The sequence below is a fragment of the Pandoraea anapnoica genome, assembly GCF_902459765.1.
In the GTDB taxonomy this organism is placed as follows: Bacteria; Pseudomonadota; Gammaproteobacteria; order Burkholderiales; family Burkholderiaceae; genus Pandoraea; species Pandoraea anapnoica.
The window spans coordinates 275397-293775 of sequence record NZ_CABPSP010000002.1; the positions used below are offsets into that span (position 1 = coordinate 275397).

The following is an 18379-nucleotide window of genomic DNA, read 5'->3' on the forward strand; positions in this document are numbered from 1 at the left end:
CGGGTGACGACGTCAACAGGTCACAGCCGCGTCCACTCGGACGTGACGCTTGGTTCCAAGTTCCGCGTGGCCTCAGGCATGTAGGAACCGGCCACGACCGTCGCTGCCGTCAACAGGTCGAGCGCGTCGATGCCATCGATGAAATCCGATGCGGTCAATGGCCGTCGCAGATATGGGTGAGGACTCCCGCTCGAAAACAACGCATGCCGCGTGGCGCTGGTCATCAATTCATAGACTTGATGAGGTGCCGTGGATGCGCCTCTGCGCAACAATATCCACTCGGTCGGTGCGTTCCTGTCGAATTCCTCTGCCGAGACCATGTCGCTATGGTCTTCGAACAGAATGCGGTATCCGTCGCCCTGAAGCCCCTCTGCCGTCGTAAAACGGTCCAGTCTCGCATCGATGGCAGCCCGGATCAGGGAGGGAACATTCTCGTCGTCCGCAGGTAGTCCAACGGCGGCGAACGCCGCCTCCGCCTTCGCCACATGATCCGCAATCAGCGCGTCAAGGGCCGCAGCATTCACTCCGGCGTTACGCCCGAGAACGTCAAAACGGTTAACGACAAGTTCATGGACCATCGCGGCACTGATGTGAAATCCACGCCCGGCGAAGACCTCCGCGCAGCGCGAGCCCAACTTGCTCACGGCACGGAAGTCGTCCCCATATATCTCGATGGCGTGGGCAAGCGCCGTCACCATCGGGGTGAATGTCTCGCAAGCCGATAGTTTTTCCGCAGCGCTCGCATAATGTCCGGCGGCCATCACGCGATCGCCGGCCGCAGCGAAAATTTTCGCCGCAGCCAGATACTGTTCTGCGGCCAGACGCGGCTGCGCGGCCCGGTCGTAGTGAAATGCCGCGCGGTGACGATCGACGCCGACGCGCAAGCCATTCGCCCTTCGAACATCCTCGCCGGACGCGAGCAGCCCCCGTGCGATCGCGTCCGAGCCCAGGTTTTCCGGCGGCAACGTTTGCGCGCGTATCGTCGCGATCGCCTGCCTCGATTGCCCCGCCCGAAGGTCGTCACCCACCCAATGGAAGAACCGTGCCAGCGGCTCTCTTTCCGCCAGCGAAACGGTGACCTGCGAGAGTGCGTCGTGTGCAGCGGCGGCGACGCTGCGTAAGGCCTCGGGGTCCAGTCCGGGCAGCAAGCTACCATCGGCACCGACCGCCGCGCCGATCATGCGGAAGCTGGCCAACGCATGCGCCTGCGCGAGCGCTGGCATCGAGTCCAGCAACGTCGTGCCAGGGGGCGCTCCGTCGGGCCGCGCCAGCAACAATCGGGTGACCTCGGCCTGTGTCAGATTCAGACCTTGGTGGGAAAGCCCGGCGTCCATCAGCGAGAGACGAAGATCCGTGCCGGGAATGCCTACCGCGATGAAACCGCCTTCCGTCACGTGCACTCCGGTGTCTTCGGCATGTGCCCAGCGGTTGACGATTTCCTCACGAATGTGCGGTCTTAACGCGCTACTAAGTTGCGTGGCGACGGTATCGAGCTGCGCCTCCGACATCTTGCGACGAACGTGTTCGAGGCCAACTTGCGTCGTAGAGACGTGATTGCGCACGAGGCGCTTGACGAACGCCGAGCGATCGACGTCGCGCTCAAAGCAGTGTTTGATGAATTGCCAGCCTTCGTTCCCGGTGAACGCAGCTTCGACCCGCTCAATCGCTTTGGTGAGCTCAGCCGAGCCTGGAGAGCAGGTTTGCAGGCGATCCTGCAAGGTGTTCATCGCCTTCGTCAGATAAGCCGACGGCGATTCGAGACTCCGGCGTGGTTGGAGCGCACTTCTGAGAACCTGAATAGTTTCGGAAATCATCGCACCCCTTCGCGCGGCAGCGGATTCGGGGCGGTCAGCGGGCAGGTAGCACGGTGAAAATCGGAGCTGCCGGGAAGGACCGGCGGGGGCAGATCGAGAGAGGGTTTGAACGGCGGACAGTCATTCGTCGAGAACGGCATGGATGTATTGAGCGGGGAGGCGGATAGGACGCCCCCCATCTGTTTGCGATGAAAGGGCCCAATTTTTTCATTGAGGCCATTTCACACGCGCGCAGAAATCGCTCAAACCACCACTTCTTGCGGCGACATTTCCGTGCCGTACGCCGCCCACCGAATATCGCTATCGTCGGCTGCGGCCACGGTCGGCTTGCACTGTCCGGCCGTTTCATCGAGCCCCTGAAGCAATGGGCAGCGCTCGAAGATTTCGGCGATGAAGTCGACAAATACGCGTACTTTTGGCGACAGATGGCGGTTATGCGGGTACACCGCCGAAATCGGCATGGGGGGCGGTTTCCATTGGTGCAGGATCTCGACCAGTTGGCCCGATTGCAGGTACGGCAGCGCCATGAAGCGCGCCAGTTGCACGGTGCCGAAGCCCGAAAGACCGAGTTGCAGATACGCCTCGGCGTCGTTCACCGCGACCGATCCCTGCATGTGGATTTCGACTTCCTTGCCATCCACGACGAACTGCTCTTCGATCACCCGGCCCGTGCGGCTCGAAAAATAATGTACGGCCGTGTGGCGCTGAAGATCGTCCAGCGTATGCGGCATGCCCATGCGCTCAAGGTAAGCCGGTGATGCGCACGTCAGACTCTGGAACATACCCACGCGTCGTGCGACGAGGCTCGAATCCTGAAGCGTACCCACACGCAGCACGCAATCCACCCCTTCCTGAATCAGATCGACGGGCTTATCGCCCATGCCGACCATCAATTCGATTTCCGGGTAGCGGTCGTGAAATTCGCATAGCGACGGCAGCACCACGAGCTTGCCGAGCGAGCCCGGCATATCGATGCGCAGCTTGCCCCGCACGCGCTGACTGCTTTCGCGGAAAGACGATTCCGTCTCCTCGATATCCGCGAGGATGCGCAGGCAGCGCTCGTAATAGGCAGCGCCGTCGGGCGTCAGATTGAGTCGACGGGTCGTACGCTGGAGCAAACGCGTGCCCAGATGCGACTCCAGATTCTGAATGATCGTGGTCACCGAGGTACGCGGCAACCCGAGGTTGTCGGCGGCACGCGAGAAGCTGTTCGCCTCGACCACCCGCGTGAAGACCTGCATCGCTTGCAAGCGATCCATGATATTTCCCCATTGAAGACACCGTTGCATTGGCCGAACAGGTGAAATCTACGAAATTTCACCGCCGTCGCAACTGCATATGCTTATTGGTCGACGGCATAAGCCAATGTCCATAAGGCCGAGACCGATTAGTCGAGCTGGCCGAACAGTGTTGCCAAATTATAGGCGTTTATCCTAATGTCCGTGGCCTCTAGACTTCGCTCCATCGAATGTCATCAGAGGGGTATCGCTCGCGCGAACCCGAAGCCATATGTCAGCCAACGCCAAGTCGCCCTCGGGAAAATCGGCACCACCGGGCAAAGCCGGTAAGACCGGTACGCCGTCCCGCACCGACGACGGACTGCGCATCGAAGAGGTCAGCATTCCGGGGCATTCCGCCCCGGTCACGCTGCGCCTTTACCGCCCGGTGGGCCTCACCGCGCCTGGAGCAGCAGACGCGCATGCCGGTCAGCCGGGTGTCGTCGTGCCGCTCGAAGCGCATCTGCCCGCCGTGCTGTACTTCCACGGCGGTGGCTTTTGCAAAGGGTCGCTGGACGATGGCGACGCCGCCGCACGCTACCTTGCGTCGAGCGTCCCGGCGCTGGTCGTCTCGGTTGGCTACTCCCTCGCCCCCGAACACCCGTTCCCGGCTGCGCCCGAAGACGCCTGGTGCGCAGCCCTCTGGTTGCACCGTCACGCGCGCCGGTACGGCGCCAGCCCGCGCCGTCTCGCCGTCGCCGGGCACGACGCGGGCGGCAACATTGCCGCCGCCCTCACGATGATTGCCCGCGATCGGGGTGAAATCACCGTGTCGGCGCAAGCGCTGCTCGCACCGCTGCTCGATCCCAGCATGACGCGTCTGGCTGACGGCCGCACGCCCAGCGACATCGAAGCCAACGAGTGCGCCCGTTGCTATCGCGCTTATTTGCCACACGCGACGCAGCGTCTGCATCCGTACGCGGCACCGCTGGAATCGCGCCGTCTCGCGGGCCTGCCGCCCACGCTGATCGCCTCCGCCGAACACGACCTGTTGCACGTCGAAGCTGAAAAATACGCTGCCGAACTCATCGCGGCCGGCGTGCCGACAGAAGTCACGCGCCATCGCAGCGCTTCCCATTACGGCCTGGCCGCCCTGCCCGCAGCGCTGCGGGAGGTGGCCACCTTCCTGACACGTCGGCTGGCACCGCCTGCCACCGGCTCTACCCAGTGAGTCCAATCCGATCCCGGAGATTTCAATAATGACCACCCTCGCTCGCAAACCCGTACTTATCGCCGCTGCCGCTACGGCCGCGCTCCTGGCCATCGGCACGCTCACTGTCGTGCGCGTCGATGCCAGCACGCCCGCCGCGCAAGTCATGCCGACCGTCGAAGTCGACGTTGCCAACGTCCTTTCGCGCACCGTCACTGACTGGCAGAGCTACTCCGGCCGTCTCGACGCCGTGGATCGCGTCGATATCAAGCCGCTCGTGTCAGGCACCATCACCGCCGTGCATTTCAAGGACGGCCAGCTCGTGAAGAAAGGCGACGCCCTCTTCACGATCGACCCGCGCCCGTACGCCGCCGAAGTCGACCGCGCAGCGGCACAACTCGCGTCGGCACAGGCGCGTGACGTCTTCACCAGCACGGACCTCGCGCGTGCGCAGCGCCTGATCGCGGATAACGCCATCGCGAAGAAGGACTTCGACCAGAAGGAAAACGCGGCACGCGAAGCCGTCGCCAACGTGAAGGCCGCGCAAGCGGCGCTGGAAACGGCTCGCATCAACCTCGGCTACACGCAGATCGTGGCGCCGGTGGCAGGTCGCGTGTCGCGCGCCGAAATCACCGTGGGCAACACCGTCAGTGCAGGCGCGCAATCGCCCGCACTGACGACGGTGGTATCCGTTTCGCCGATCTACGCAGCCTTCGACGTCGATGAGCAAACGTACCTGCGCTATCTCTCGAAGGACACCAAAACGAACGGCGTTCCGGTCGATCTGGGTCTCGCCAACGAGTCGGGCTATTCGCGCAAGGGCACGGTGTACTCGGTGGATAACCGCTTCGACACCACGTCCGGCACGATCCGCGTGCGTGCGCGCTTCGACAACGCCGATGGCGCGCTTGTCCCGGGCCTGTATGCACGGATTCGCGTCGGCGGCGGCGAGCCGCACCCGGCACTGCTGGTGGATGAAGCCGCTGTCGGCACCGACCAGAGCAAGAAGTACGTGATGGTGGTCGATCAGGCCAACAAGGCGCAGTACCGCGAAGTGCAGTTGGGCGAACGCCACGGTGGTCTCGTGGAAATCGCCGGCGGTCTGAAGGACGGCGAGCGCATCGTGGTCAACGGTCTCCAACGTATCCGTCCGGGCGACACCGTCACGCCGAAGGTGGTGAAGATGGCGGGCGACACGGGCGACGCGCACGACATCGCGCCGACGGCCGTCGCAACGACCGGTACGGCAGACGCCACCAAGGCCCCTGCCCCGACGCCAGCCGCAGCAGCCAACGACGCGCCGACGACACAGAAGACTTCGCAAAACGACAGCAAGACGCAATCGGTTGCAGCCACGAAAGCCGTGGCGAAAACGGCTTCGCGTTCATAAGTTTGCAATCGGCTGTCGAGCATCCGATGCGAGAAATGCGCGTGCAGGCACACAGCAACATTGCACGCTGAACGACACCCCAGAGTTTCGTCATGAACATCTCAAAATTTTTCATCGACCGGCCCATTTTTGCGGGCGTGCTTTCGGTCCTCACGCTGCTGGCCGGCCTGATCGCCGTGTTCCAGCTGCCGATTTCGGAATACCCGGAAGTGGTTCCGCCCTCGGTCGTCGTGCACGCTCAATACCCCGGCGCGAACCCGAAGGTGATCGCCGAAACCGTTGCGTCCCCGCTCGAAGAGCAGATCAACGGTGTGGAAAACATGCTGTACATGCAGTCGCAGGCGAACAGCGACGGCAACCTCACCACGACGGTGACCTTCCGTCTGGGCACCGACCCGGACAAGGCACAGCAACTCGTGCAGAACCGTGTCTCGCAAGCGCTGCCGCGCCTGCCTGACGACGTGCAGCGCCTGGGTGTGACGACGATCAAGTCGTCGCCCACGCTCACGATGGTCGTGCACCTGATCTCGCCGAACGACCGTTACGACATGACCTACCTGCGCAACTACGCGCTCATCAACGTCAAGGATCGCCTCTCGCGAATCAAGGGCGTGGGTGAAGTGCAGATGTGGGGCGCGGGTGACTACTCGATGCGTGTGTGGCTCGACCCGGCCAAGGTCGCACAGCGCGGCCTGACGGCGTCGGACGTGGTCCGCTCCATTCGCGAACAGAACGTGCAGGTGGCCGCCGGTGTGATCGGCGCCACGCCCGCCGGTCCGAATACGCCGTTGCAGTTGAACGTGAATACGCGTGGTCGTCTGAACACGGAAGAAGAGTTCCGCGACATCATTCTGAAGACCTCGCCGGACGGTGCCGTCACGCACCTGAGCGATGTGGCCCGCGTGCAGCTCGACGCGTCGTCGTACAGCCTGCGCTCGTTGCTCGACAACAAGCCCGCCATCGGTCTCGGTATCAACCAGTCGCCGGGCGCCAACTCGCTGCAAATTTCGGACGACGTCCGTGCCGCGATGGCCGACCTGCAAAAGGACATGCCCCCGGGCGTGGAATACCGCATCGCGTATGACCCGACCCAGTTCGTTCGCTCGTCGATCGAAGCCGTCGTGCACACGCTGCTTGAAGCCATTGCCCTCGTGGTGCTGGTGGTGATCGTGTTCCTGCAAACGTGGCGTGCGTCGATCATCCCGCTGCTCGCCGTTCCGGTGTCCATCGTCGGTACGTTCGCCCTGCTGCTCGGCTTCGGCTACTCGATCAACGCGCTGTCGTTGTTCGGGATGGTGCTCGCCATCGGTATCGTGGTGGACGATGCGATTGTGGTGGTGGAAAACGTCGAGCGAAACATCGCCGCCGGTCTCTCGCCGAAGGAAGCGACGTATCAGGCCATGCGTGAAGTGAGCGGGCCGATTATCGCCATCGCGCTGACGCTGGTTGCCGTGTTCGTGCCGCTCGCCTTCATGTCTGGTCTGACGGGTCAGTTCTACAAGCAGTTCGCCATGACCATCGCCATCTCGACGGTGATCTCGGCTTTCAACTCGCTGACGCTCTCGCCAGCCATGGCCGCCCTGCTGCTTAAGGACCATCACGCCAAGCCGGACTGGCTCACGCGTCAGATGAACCGTTATCTGGGTGGCTTCTTCGGCGCGTTCAACCGTGTGTTCCATCGCGGTTCGGAGAAGTACGGTCAGGGCGTGACCCGCGTGATCGGTCGCAAGGCCGTCATGATGGCGATCTTCGCGGTGCTGCTTGGCGTCACCATGTTGTTGGGCAAGGTCGTGCCGGGTGGTTTCGTCCCAGCGCAGGACAAGGAATACCTGATCGCCTTCGCCCAGTTGCCTAACGGTGCATCGCTTGACCGCACCGACAAGGTGATTCGCGATATGTCGGAAATCGCGCTGAAGACCCCTGGCGTGAAGAACGCCGTCGCATTCCCGGGTCTGTCGGTGAACGGTTTCACCAACTCGTCGTCGGCCGGTATCGTGTTCGTCACGCTCAAGCCATTCAGCGAACGTAAGGACAAATCGCTGTCGGCGGGTGCCATCGCCGCGAAGCTCAACGGCGAATATGCGAAGAACAAGGATTCGTTCATTGCCGTGTTCCCGCCCCCGCCGGTGCTGGGTCTGGGTACGCTCGGCGGCTTCAAGCTTCAAGTGGAAGACCGTGGCGCACTCGGCTACGAAGCGCTGAACGACGCCACGCAGGCGTTCATCAAGAAGGCTTCGCAGACGAAGGAACTGGGCCCGACGTTCTCGTCGTACCAGATCAACGTGCCGCAACTGAACGTCGACCTTGACCGTGTGAAGGCCAAGCAGTTGGGCGTGCCGATCACCGACGTGTTCGACACCATGCAGATCTACCTCGGCTCGCTGTACGTGAACGACTTCAACAAGTTCGGTCGCGTGTATCAGGTCCGTGTGCAAGCCGACGCACCGTATCGTGCGCACGCCGACGACATCGGCCTGCTCAAGACGCGTAACGTCAATGGCGACATGGTGCCGCTCTCGTCGCTGGTGAAAGTCTCCCCGACGTACGGTCCGGAAATGGTGGTGCGTTACAACGGCTACACCGCGGCCGACATCAACGGCGGCCCGGCCCCGGGTTACTCGTCGGGTCAGGCACAGGCGGCCGTGGAACGAATTGCGGCTGAAACCTTGCCGCGCGGTGTGAAGTTCGAATGGACGGACCTGACGTATCAGCAGATCCTCGCTGGCGACTCCGCACTGTGGGTGTTCCCGATCTCGGTGCTGCTGGTGTTCCTGGTGCTGGCCGCGCAGTACGAAAGCCTGACGCTGCCGCTCGCCGTGATCATGATCGTGCCGATGAGCATCATGTCCGCGCTGTTCGGTGTGTGGCTCACGCGAGGGGACAACAACATCTTCACGCAGATCGGTTTGATGGTGCTGGTGGGGCTATCCGCGAAGAACGCGATTCTGATCGTGGAGTTTGCGCGGGAACTGGAAATGCAAGGTCGTACGGCCATCGCTGCCGCTATCGAAGCCAGCCGTCTGCGTCTGCGCCCGATTCTGATGACGTCCATCGCGTTCATCATGGGTGTGGTGCCGCTGGTGACGTCGACGGGCGCAGGTTCGGAAATGCGTCATGCCATGGGTGTGGCCGTGTTCTTCGGCATGATCGGTGTGACCGGTTTCGGTCTGATCCTGACGCCGGTGTTCTACGTGCTGCTGCGTACGCTGGCGGGCAAGAAGCCGCTGCATAGCGCACACGCCTCGACCATGCCCGCCAACGTCAAATCCGAAGTTTGAAGGATGCCAATCATGCAAGCGCAATGGATGAAAAGAAGTCTGGGCGTCTCGGGTTTGCTCGCCACCCTGCTGGTGGTCGCGGGCTGCTCGATGGCTCCCACGTACGAAGTGCCAACGGTGACCGACAAGGGTACGCCGACGGCCTTCAAGGAAGCTGCACTGCCAGCAGGTGAAGCTGGCACATGGAAGACTGCTGAGCCGTCGGAAGCACTGGCGCGCGGCGAATGGTGGAAGGTGTTCGGCGACGCAACGCTCGACAAGTTGGAAGCCGATGCGTTGTCCGCTAACCAGAACCTGAAGGCGGCCGCCGCCCGCGTGCAGGAAGCACGTGGCGTGCAGCGTCAGGCCCGCGCGGCGCTCTTCCCAACGCTCGATGCAGGCTTCGGCCCGTCGCGTCAGAAGATCTCTCCGGCCTCCCAGTTGCAGCCGGACGGCACGAACATCGCGCCCTACACGCTATGGCGCGCGCAAGCGAGCGTCGGCTACGAAGTCGATCTGTTCGGTCGTGTGTCGGACAACGTCGCCGCCGCCCGCGCCGACGCTGAACAAAGCGAAGCGTTGTATCGATCGGTGCAGCTCGCGCTGCAAGCCGACGTCGCGCAGAACTACTTCAATCTGCGCGAACTCGACGCCGAACAGGCGCTGTACACGCAGACGGTCACGTTGCGAGAAGAAGCGCTGAAGCTGGCGCAACGGCGCTTCACCGAAGGCGACATCGGCGAGCTGGACGTCGCCCGTGCCAAGGCCGAACTGGCCACGGCGCAGTCTGACGCGTTGGCGGTGGCCCGTCTGCGTGCCGCGTCCGAGCACAGCCTCGCGATTCTGCTCGGCAAGACGCCGGCGGAGTTCTCGTTCGCACCCTCGCCGCTCGTCCCCGTTACAGTGCAAGTGCCCGCAGGTCTGCCGTCGGCATTGCTTGAGCGCCGCCCGGACATCGCGGCCGCCGAGCGTGCGATGGCCGCAGCGAATGCGCGCATCGGTGTCGCAAAGGCTGCGTTCTTCCCGTCGCTGTCGCTGACCGGTTCGGGCGGATTCGAAGCCGCCACGCTGGGCGATCTGTTCAACTGGTCGAGCCGCACGTTCCTGCTGGGTCCGGTCGTCGGCGGCCTGCTCTCGATGCCGATTTTCGATGGCGGTGCACGTAGCGGCAATCTGTCGCGTGCCCGTGCGCAGTACGAAGAAGACGTCGCGAACTACCGCCAGCAAGTGCTCGTGGCGTTCCAGGAAGTCGAAGACAACCTGTCGAATCTGCGTCTTCTCGCGCAGCAAACGCGCGCACAGGACGATGCAGTGAAGGCCTCAGGCCGCGCCGCGCAGCTCTCGCGCACGCAGTATCAGGAAGGCTCGATTGCCTATCTGGATGTGATCGACGCCGAGCGCACGGTGCTGCAAACGCGTCGCAGCGCTGTTCAGTTGGCCGGTGCGCAAGCCGTGTCGACCGTCAACCTGATCCGCGCGCTCGGCGGCGGCTGGGGCGATTTGCCCAAGACGCCCGCCGATGGGGCACCGGCGGCCGTACCCACGGCGAACGCGGCCGGTGCAACGGTGGCGGCCCGCTGAGTGGCGGCCTCGTGAGTTGAGTGGTATCGCGGCGCGCTGAAACGCGTCGTGAAGGGTCGGGGCATGTCGTTTTGGATGGCATGCCCCGGCAGCAGGCGCGGCGCTCTTCCCCCCGGGAGCGTCGCGCCCTGATGGATGCATCGAACCGGCGGCCGCGCTCGTGCCCCCAAGACGAGAGGCGCGCCGACCTGCCCCCGACGCGTGCCTGGCGAGCCGCCGGTCTCGATGCGCCTCGTGCGGTGCGCACGCTCCGTCGAGTCCCATCCAACAGGTTTCTTCCCTGCGTCCCTGCTTGCCCGGCGCATGCCCTATGTCAAACGACACCCGGCATGTCCGGGCTTTTTTTTACGCTGCGATGGTAGGATGGACGCACGGCTTTCGTCTTTTTGGCCTCGTTTTCGCCATTTGCGCTGTTTTGTGCGCAATGCGAACGGCGCAAAGGCGTCGGCCGTCGCTGGCAAGTCATCTCGAATGCTTCCCCCGCGTTCGGTCCCTCGACCCTACGATAAGGAGTGCAAATAATGAAGATGCGCAAGACACTGTCGCTGTGCCTCGCCGCCGGTCTGGCGGTTTCCTCTTCTCTCGTCCTGGCACAGGGCGGCCCGCCACCTCAGGGTGGTATGGGTGGCCCGCCGCCGGTACATCAGCCGGGTGGCCCTCATGGTGACAAACCCGGTGGCCCTCCGGGTCACGGCCCGAAAAAGGGTCCGCACGGCGGACCGCCCCCGCAGGCCCAACGCGGCCCCGGCGACGATTCCGCGTGGCAGCATCCCGACTGGCGCAAGGGCGACCGCGTGCCACAGCAATACCGCGATGCGCAATATCGCGTCGACGACTACCGTCAGTACAATCTCGACGCACCGAAACGCGGCCACCACTGGGTTGGTGTGGGCGGCGACTTCCTGCTGGTCAACGGTTCGGGCGTGATCGTCCAGATCGTAGGCGGGCGCTGATCGCCGACCGACGCCTTAGCCACTCGTCGGCGTCGTGAATTTCCGCTGACTCGCCAGCCGTACGGCAGGGCCTCGCGCCCTGCCGTATTTCGTTGGTACTTCGTTTTTGTGCGCTGCCCGCTCCCGTCATTCGCCTTGCCCAATCCCTCCTGCTTTAGCAAGCTTCACGCCCTTTCCGTCTCGTTTTCCTCGATTTGTCGCGCCGCCCTGATGCCCGCTGGCTCCGGACGGTGATTTCGCTGCGTTGCAGCATTAAAATCACGCGCTCCTGCCCCCAATTCATCGATATACGATATATCATGCACAAAATATCAAGAAGACGCTCCAGAAAGGTGCGTTCGATGGAGCGGGACGACATGGCAATGACACGACGTGATGTGAAGGATTGGATGGCGGGTTTTCTGCCCGCCGTGGTGGCCGTTCACTGGCGCGAGCGTCTGCGCGCAGGCATCGGCGCGCTATGCGGTATCGCTGTGACCGGTGGTCTGATGCTGTGGCTGCTAGGTCCCGCCTCCTACATCCCCTGGCTGGTCGCCCCGATGGGCGCGTCGGCCGTTCTGCTCTTCGGCGTGCCCGCCAGCCCTCTCGCGCAACCCTGGTCGATTCTCGGCGGCAATCTCGTGGCGGCTGTCGTCGGCGTGACGTGCGCCATGTTTATTCCGACGCCGGTCATTGCCGCCGCGACTGCGGTCGGTGTGTCCATCGCACTGATGTTCACGTTTCGCTGCGTTCACCCGCCGTCAGGCGCGGTGGCGCTAACCGCAGTGCTCGGCGGCCCGGCGGTTCATGCGCTCGGCTACGGCTTCGTGCTTGAACCGATTGCCCTTCAGTCGGTCATGCTGCTTGGCTCGGCCATCGGCTATCACGCGATCACCGGCCACCGTTACCCGCACGCGATGAAGGCGCAAGCACCGGCGCGTCCGGTCAATGCGCAGGCGATTCCCGTGACGACGGCAGACGCAGAAAAGGCCCTCGCCCGCCGCAGCGAACTGCTCGACATCTCGGCCGACGATCTGGCCAGCCTGCTGCGCGACACACAACGCGAAGCCTTCGCCCGTCGCGCACGGGAACTGACGGCGGCCGACGTGATGGCCCCGCCACTTGCCAAGGTACAGGCGCATGAGGAGGTGCCCGCCGCGTGGCGTCTGCTGCAACGTCATGGACTGGACGCCGTGCCGGTGGTCGATTCGGAGGCACGCGTCATTGGACTGTTGACGCGGCACGATCTGCACACGCGGCGTGCGCGCCGCCAGAACTGGCCGCGCTTCGGCGTGTCGTTGGGGAATGGCCAACGCCCGGCCGTTCGCGATCTGATGCAGGGCGACCTCAAGTCGGCCACCGCAGGCATGCCGCTCTCCGAACTGGTCGCGCTCCTCTCGACACAACGCCACGGCACACTGCCTGTGCTCGATGACGCCGCCCGGCTCGTGGGCGTCGTCACGCACGCCGACGTGCTGCGCAAGGTCGTGAACGCCTGAAGCATCAGCCGTCTGTCGCCTGCGATGTCGATCCGCCGTCGCAGGCCGAATCCTCCCGTCCCCCCGCGCACGTCGCGCACCCCGTCCGTCGCCCCACCACAACAGGCGCTAGCGCCCGCCATTGCACGACTCGTTGCAAGATTGTCAGCCGTAGGCCGATCTGCAAGAATGGCGTCGAAGTAGCGCAGTCACGCCGTACAGCTTCGATGACCGAAGCAAAAAATTCGCTCAGGGGGAAACATGGAACCGATAACGCTCAAGCGGTGTTTCATAGGAGCATGGATCGACGGTTTTAATGCGTTACGCAATCGGCCACTGTTAACTCTGATAGTGGCTCTCGTTGTGCTCGTGTCGTCCGCACTCGGCATCTCGCTGAAGCAACTCGCCAGCGCCGCCGCGCAAGGGGGCGATGCGACTTACCGCCTCAACATCGCGCTTCTGTCGCTTGGCGTCGGACTCGTCAATCTGATCGCGCTCGCGGTACTTGCCGTTCACATCCTGCGCTATGTCATCCTCGGCCCGGACGTCGCCCGGCAATCGCCCTGGTTCGGTCGCGATGTGTGGCGTTACATCTGGCTATCGTTGCAACTCGTGATCGCCATGATGATCGCGGCTTTCATTCCCGCGTTTATTATCGGCTTCGCCATGCGGATGAGCGGAAACAGCCATTCCTACCCCCTACTCGCCACGTTCATCGCATTGATGGCTTGCGCGGCGGTCTTCGTCATCACGCGCATCTCACTCATTTATGCACAGGTTGCGGTTGGACGCAGCAAACGCTGGGGCGCCGCGTGGCAGGATTCGCGTGGACATTTCTGGTCGATGTTCGGTACCGTATTCGTAACGTTCCTGCCGCTCTTCGGCACCGGCATCGTGATCACACTGCTGCTGGCGCTGGTGCTGAGATTCATGCCGGAAGTCACCATTGCGGTACTCGGCTCCTTGATCTTGAAAACGGTGTTCTCGATCGCGTGGCTCGCCGTCGCTTGCGGTGTCGGCGGGTGGCTATATCACCGCTATGCCAACCAATTGCTGCTGATGGACGGCGCGCCGGACGATTTGTAAACTCGCGACGCATAACGAAACGGGGCGCAAACTTTGCGCCCCGTTTTTCAGTTCAATGACGTCCTGCGTCGTGCCGACGCCGCCGCCAATCAGGCCGCATTCGCCGCCTTCTCGGCCGTACCGCCAGCATCGAGCGCACCGTAGCGCGCATATTCGCCAAGCCCGTCCGGCCATTGCGTGAGCACCTGAAAGCCCGTCTCCGTGACGGCCACCATGTGCTCCCACTGTGCCGAGAGCGAGCGGTCGCGCGTGACGACGGTCCAGCCGTCCGCGAGTTGCTTTGTGTCCGGCTTGCCGACGTTGACCATCGGCTCGATGGTGAAGATCATGCCCGGGCGCAACGTCAGGCCCGTGCCCGGACGTCCGTAATGCAGCACCTGCGGATCATCGTGATACGTCGTGCCGATCCCATGCCCGCAGTAATCGCGCACGATGCTGAAGCCTTCGCGATGCGCGACCGACTGAATTGCGTAGCCGACATCGCCCAGCGTCGCACCGGGGCGCACCGCGCGAATGCCTGCGACCATCGCCTCGTAGGTCGTGTCGACCAGACGCTTGGCCATGATGCTCGGCTTGCCCGCGTAATACATGCGGCTCGTGTCGCCGAACCAGCCGTCCTTGATGAGGGCGACGTCGATGTTCACGATATCGCCGTCGTGCAGCTTCTTGTCGCCCGGAATCCCGTGGCACACCACGTGATTGACCGACGCGCACACCGTCTTCGGATACCCGTGATAGCCGATGTTGGCCGGGATTGCCTTCAGTTCACCGACAATGAAGTCGTGACACAGACGGTCAAGTTCATCGGTCGTGACACCGGGCCTCACATGCTCACCGATCATCGCAAGCACTTGAGCGGCCATCTCCCCGGCGCGGCGCGACAGGGCAATTTCTTCGTTCGAGCGGATGACAACGCGTTCGCGCACCATTAGGCCACCTTATTCATAACGGTGACGGGTGCACCGGTTGCTGGAGAAGCGGCAGCGCCGGTCTCACTGACCGGCGCGCCATCGGATTCGATGAGTCGACGGCAGATCTCGCCGTAACTCAGCGTGGGATTCAGTTCGGCGAGCATGCCGACGCGCAGCCAATGCTCGGCTTGCGCGTTGATCGAGCGACTGAGCGCGCCGCTGGTATTGCGCAGCGCCTCATGCATCTGCTCCGATATCTTGACGATACCCATAGGGCGGGTTCCTATATACGAAATAGCTACGAAACGTATATTACCAGCCCGCCGCCGAATTGTCTCGCCTGCGCCACAAAATCCGTCTCCGGCTCACCGTGTCAGGCGAACCCCTGCGCTCCCCTCGACCGTGCGATGGTGGTCGCCACCCAGATTGAACCAACGGACAAGCGTTTTGACGGGGACGGTTCACTGCCTTGCTCAACGAGACTCAACGATTCCAGTCGCGCTCAGAGGTCGTGGCCGTGACCACGCGACAAATTGCCGCAAGGCGTCGCGTCCATCGTGAATTTGTCCTGGACAACGAATTGTCGGATCTGGCTGCGTGATAGCATCGCCGCTTGTCGTCACGAACGCGGCTTGTCCCCGCGCGCCCTGAACATGCCGGTATGGTCACGCAGCAAACGCATCGCATGGGTCGGCCTCGCCGCCATGTGGATGCTGCTTTGCGCACCGCTGATCAGCCAGTATCTGCGCGCGCACCCGTCGTCCATCGACGACGCGCTGTCCAGCGCGTTCTGTACCAGTCTCGACGAAACGGCGGCACAGGGTCGGCACGCACCAGTCATGCACGCGACGAGCGCCGCCTGCGGCTATTGCTCGCTGCTCGCGCACACGCCGTCCCTTCCGCCCTCCCCGCTGACACTGGCCGACATACGTGTCGGCGGACCACGCCTCACTCCGTCGCCAGCGCTGCCCGATAGCGGCACGCCGCTACGTCTGACCCCGCCGTCGCGCGCCCCGCCGCACGCCTGACACTCTCAACTCGTTCGTCTCGCCGCGTCGCCTGTATCCATGGCGATGTATATGCGCGGGCGGGCGCGTTCGATCGTCTCATTGCATCGACTCCGATCTTCACGGCTGACGCCCTTCGCACACCGACCGGCGGCGGCCTGCACACGTCGACCCATCGCCGCCCAACGGCCCCGGCGACGTATGGCCCGCGTGTGCCCGACAACGATAACCAGACAGCGTCATGAAAACGTCAATTCCAGTGCGCACCGCCATCGCGGTGGCCATTGGCTCGCTGTGCGCCCTCGCACACGCTGCCGAGAACAGCAACAACGCAAACGCCAACGGCGCGCAAAACGTCGAACTCCCCGCCACGCAGGTACGAGCGGACATCGTGAAACCGCTCGACGAACCGGTGCAGACCGGCAGTCGTCTCGGCCTCTCTATCAAGGAGACACCGGCGAGCGTTGAGGTCATCGACCGGCAGCAACTCGTGGAACGCGGCGATGCGAATATCGTCGACGCCGTCAGTCGCGCGACCGGCATCAACGCATCGCCCCACCCGGGCAATGGCGGATCGGAACTCGGCGCGCGCGGCTTCGTCGGCAGCGCGTCCGTCACACAGCTTTACGACGGCGTGCGTCCGTACGGCGCGATTGGCGTCACGTTCCCGTTCGACACGTGGTCCGTCGAGCGAATCGAGGTCTTGCGCGGCCCGGCCTCGGTCATCTACGGCGAAGGCGCCATCGGCGGTGTGGTCAACATCGTCCCGAAGAAGCCCGAGCAGATGCCCATCGAGAACGAAATTCAGCTCGGCATCGGCACCGAGAAGACCGGCCGCGCGGCGTTCGGCAGCGGCGGCGCGATCACCGACAAGCTCTCCTATCGCTTCGATGCGAGCGCGAACAGTTCGAACAACTGGGTCGACCGAGGTAACTCGCACAACGCGTCGTTTTCGGCCGCCATCAAGTACGACTTCTCGCCGCGCTTTTCTGTGACGGCCACGCTCGCCGAGGGCAATCAGCATCCGATGCAGTACTTCGGCGTGCCGCTCGTGAACGGACGTCTCGACCCGGCGACTTATCAGAAGAACTACAACGTTGGCGATTCGCTCATCACGTTTCGTGACAGTTGGGCCACGCTGGGGGCCACGTGGCGTCCCATCGACAATCTCACGATCACCAGTACGCTGTATCGCATGAAGAGCAAGCGCCACTGGAAAGACGCCGAGTATTACAACTATGTGCCCTCAATCGGCCTGGTGCAGCGCAGCAGCTACACCGAGATCCTTCACGATCAGGAACAGATCGGCAACGTCACGACAGCGACGCTCAAGGGTCACCTATTCGGCATGGAGAACGCCGTGTCGGCGGGCTTCGAGTTCAATCACACGACGTTCCAGCACACCAACAACTCGCCCTATTCGGGCACGTCGCTCGTCGACCTGTACAATCCCGATCCCGGCAACTTCGTCAACGTGGCTGGCACCTTTCCCAAGTATCGTTCGCAGGCGAACCAATACGCGTTCTTTGCCGAAAACCGTCTGAAGGTCACGTCGCGCTGGTCAGTCATTGGCGGCGTGCGCTACGACCACGCCAGCATCAACCGCGACGATCTGATCGCCGGAACCGCCATCTCCAAGGACCTCAGCTACACCGGCTGGCGCGTGGGCACGGTCTATGACGTGACCGCCAACACAAGCGTTTACGGCCAGTATTCGGTGGCCGCCGACCCCATCACCTCACTGCTCTCGCTCACACCGGCTAAAGCGAAGTTCGATCTCGCAACGGGCAAACAGATCGAATTCGGGGTGAAGCAGGATTGGCTCGACGGCCGTGTGGACGGCACGTTGTCGGTCTATCGCATCGTAAAGAACAATCTGCTCACCGTCGATCCGCTCAATCCGTCGCTCAGTCTCCAGGTCGGCCAGCAGTCGTCGCGTGGCGTGGAACTGACCGTGGGGGCGCAGTTGACGCGCGACGTGCGCATCGACGCCAACGGCACATGGCTGCGCGCCAAGTACGACCAGTTCGACGAAAGCGTTGGCGGTGTGTCAGTCTCGCGGGCGGGCAACATCCCGGTGAACGTACCTCAGCAGATGGCGAATCTGTGGCTGAGCTGGCGCTTTGCACAGGCGTGGACGGCCAGCGGCGGGCTGAAGTACGTCGGAAAGCGTTACGCCGATACCGCGAATACGCTGACACTGCCTTCTTACACGACCGTCGATCTGGCGCTCGCTTGGAAGCCGCGACGCGATCTCACGTTGACCGGACGCGTCTACAACGTCTTCAACCGGCACTATGTACAAACGGCCTACTACAACAACACGCAGTGGCTGCTGGGCAACGACCGTCGCGCGGAGCTGGTGATGAGCTATCGGTTCTGAGGTATTAGCCACACTAGCCATCGCGATTGTTCCGTCTGCGTAACTTCGAGTTACCGAACCGCCTATATTCCGTGATAACGCGCGTCGCTATGATTGACCCCATTCAAGAGGCG

General features: G+C 63.1%; 14 protein-coding genes. 10 read left to right on the forward strand and 4 right to left on the reverse strand.

The annotated features are described in order from the left end of the window. Nucleotides 1-20: 20 nt before the first annotated feature. Entirely contained in the window at nt 21-1508 is a 1488-nt protein-coding gene (locus PAN31117_RS04345) for a hypothetical protein (RefSeq protein WP_150737132.1), read from the reverse strand. Nucleotides 1509-1520: 12 nt separating this feature from the next. Between PAN31117_RS04345 and PAN31117_RS04350 the strand changes: the two genes are divergently transcribed. Beyond that, nucleotides 1521-1871, forward strand: a complete 351-nt coding sequence (locus PAN31117_RS04350) for a hypothetical protein (RefSeq protein WP_150737133.1) — start codon at nt 1521-1523, stop codon at nt 1869-1871. Between the two features lie 185 nt (nt 1872-2056). Here PAN31117_RS04350 and PAN31117_RS04355 read toward each other — a convergent pair whose 3' ends face one another. After that, nucleotides 2057-3073 (reverse strand): LysR family transcriptional regulator, encoded by a 1017-nt coding sequence (locus tag PAN31117_RS04355; RefSeq protein ID WP_150737134.1) that lies wholly within the window; start codon nt 3071-3073, stop codon nt 2057-2059. A gap of 250 nt (nt 3074-3323) precedes the next feature. Here PAN31117_RS04355 and PAN31117_RS04360 point away from each other — a divergent pair, with 250 nt between their 5' ends. The 7 genes from PAN31117_RS04360 to PAN31117_RS04390 all read left to right on the forward strand — a co-directional run bounded on the left by PAN31117_RS04360 (nt 3324) and on the right by PAN31117_RS04390 (nt 13965). After that, nucleotides 3324-4262 carry an alpha/beta hydrolase gene (locus tag PAN31117_RS04360; protein WP_150737135.1) on the forward strand — a complete coding sequence of 313 codons (939 nt, stop codon included), beginning with the start codon at nt 3324-3326 and terminating at the stop codon, nt 4260-4262. Nucleotides 4263-4290: 28 nt separating this feature from the next. Continuing rightward, complete coding sequence (locus PAN31117_RS04365) at nt 4291-5631, forward strand: efflux RND transporter periplasmic adaptor subunit (RefSeq protein WP_150737136.1); 1341 nt, start codon at nt 4291-4293, stop codon at nt 5629-5631. 92 nt (nt 5632-5723) lie between these two features. Then, nucleotides 5724-8909, forward strand: coding sequence for an efflux RND transporter permease subunit (locus PAN31117_RS04370; RefSeq protein ID WP_039397929.1), 3186 nt, complete (start codon nt 5724-5726; stop codon nt 8907-8909). Nucleotides 8910-8921: 12 nt separating this feature from the next. Then, entirely contained in the window at nt 8922-10469 is a 1548-nt protein-coding gene (locus PAN31117_RS04375; protein ID WP_150737137.1) for an efflux transporter outer membrane subunit, read from the forward strand. A 521-nt stretch (nt 10470-10990) separates the two neighbouring features. Then, entirely contained in the window at nt 10991-11422 is a 432-nt protein-coding gene (locus tag PAN31117_RS04380) for an RcnB family protein (protein ID WP_150737138.1), read from the forward strand. 362 nt (nt 11423-11784) lie between these two features. Then, a complete protein-coding gene (locus PAN31117_RS04385; RefSeq protein WP_174990820.1) occupies nt 11785-12900 on the forward strand; it encodes an HPP family protein in 1116 nt (371 codons plus the stop codon). Between the two features lie 348 nt (nt 12901-13248). Further along, entirely contained in the window at nt 13249-13965 is a 717-nt protein-coding gene (locus tag PAN31117_RS04390; protein WP_150737140.1) for a hypothetical protein, read from the forward strand. An 89-nt stretch (nt 13966-14054) separates the two neighbouring features. On the opposite strand, the gene map is transcribed toward PAN31117_RS04390, so the two are convergent. Together map and PAN31117_RS04400 are read right to left on the reverse strand one after the other, a co-directional pair. Next, nucleotides 14055-14894, reverse strand: coding sequence for a type I methionyl aminopeptidase (map, locus tag PAN31117_RS04395; protein ID WP_174990822.1), 840 nt, complete (start codon nt 14892-14894; stop codon nt 14055-14057). Further along, nucleotides 14894-15148 carry a ParD-like family protein gene (locus PAN31117_RS04400; RefSeq protein WP_150574424.1) on the reverse strand — a complete coding sequence of 85 codons (255 nt, stop codon included), beginning with the start codon at nt 15146-15148 and terminating at the stop codon, nt 14894-14896. The genes map and PAN31117_RS04400 overlap by 1 nt, the downstream gene beginning before the upstream one ends. Before the next feature lie 360 nt (nt 15149-15508). Between PAN31117_RS04400 and PAN31117_RS04405 the strand changes: the two genes are divergently transcribed. Beyond that, on the forward strand, nt 15509-15904 hold the full coding sequence (locus PAN31117_RS04405; protein ID WP_150737141.1) for a DUF2946 domain-containing protein: 396 nt from the start codon (nt 15509-15511) through the stop codon (nt 15902-15904). 220 nt (nt 15905-16124) lie between these two features. After that, nucleotides 16125-18266: a TonB-dependent receptor gene (locus PAN31117_RS04410; RefSeq protein WP_150737142.1), complete on the forward strand. Its 2142-nt coding sequence runs from the start codon at nt 16125-16127 to the stop codon at nt 18264-18266. Nucleotides 18267-18379: the final 113 nt, after the last annotated feature.

What these genes read in the sequence shown, in the direction of transcription:
- map (WP_174990822.1), bottom strand. Translation starts at nt 14,894, where the DNA reads ATGGTGCGCGAACGCGTTGTCATCCGCTCGAACGAAGAAATTGCCCTG.
- PAN31117_RS04355 (WP_150737134.1), bottom strand. Translation starts at nt 3,073, where the DNA reads ATGGATCGCTTGCAAGCGATGCAGGTCTTCACGCGGGTGGTCGAGGCG.
- PAN31117_RS04365 (WP_150737136.1), top strand. Translation starts at nt 4,291, where the DNA reads ATGACCACCCTCGCTCGCAAACCCGTACTTATCGCCGCTGCCGCTACG.
- PAN31117_RS04375 (WP_150737137.1), top strand. Translation starts at nt 8,922, where the DNA reads ATGCAAGCGCAATGGATGAAAAGAAGTCTGGGCGTCTCGGGTTTGCTC.
- PAN31117_RS04385 (WP_174990820.1), top strand. Translation starts at nt 11,785, where the DNA reads ATGACACGACGTGATGTGAAGGATTGGATGGCGGGTTTTCTGCCCGCC.
- PAN31117_RS04400 (WP_150574424.1), bottom strand. Translation starts at nt 15,148, where the DNA reads ATGGGTATCGTCAAGATATCGGAGCAGATGCATGAGGCGCTGCGCAAT.
- PAN31117_RS04410 (WP_150737142.1), top strand. Translation starts at nt 16,125, where the DNA reads ATGAAAACGTCAATTCCAGTGCGCACCGCCATCGCGGTGGCCATTGGC.
- PAN31117_RS04380 (WP_150737138.1), top strand. Translation starts at nt 10,991, where the DNA reads ATGAAGATGCGCAAGACACTGTCGCTGTGCCTCGCCGCCGGTCTGGCG.
- PAN31117_RS04360 (WP_150737135.1), top strand. Translation starts at nt 3,324, where the DNA reads ATGTCAGCCAACGCCAAGTCGCCCTCGGGAAAATCGGCACCACCGGGC.
- PAN31117_RS04370 (WP_039397929.1), top strand. Translation starts at nt 5,724, where the DNA reads ATGAACATCTCAAAATTTTTCATCGACCGGCCCATTTTTGCGGGCGTG.
- PAN31117_RS04345 (WP_150737132.1), bottom strand. Translation starts at nt 1,508, where the DNA reads ATGTCGGAGGCGCAGCTCGATACCGTCGCCACGCAACTTAGTAGCGCG.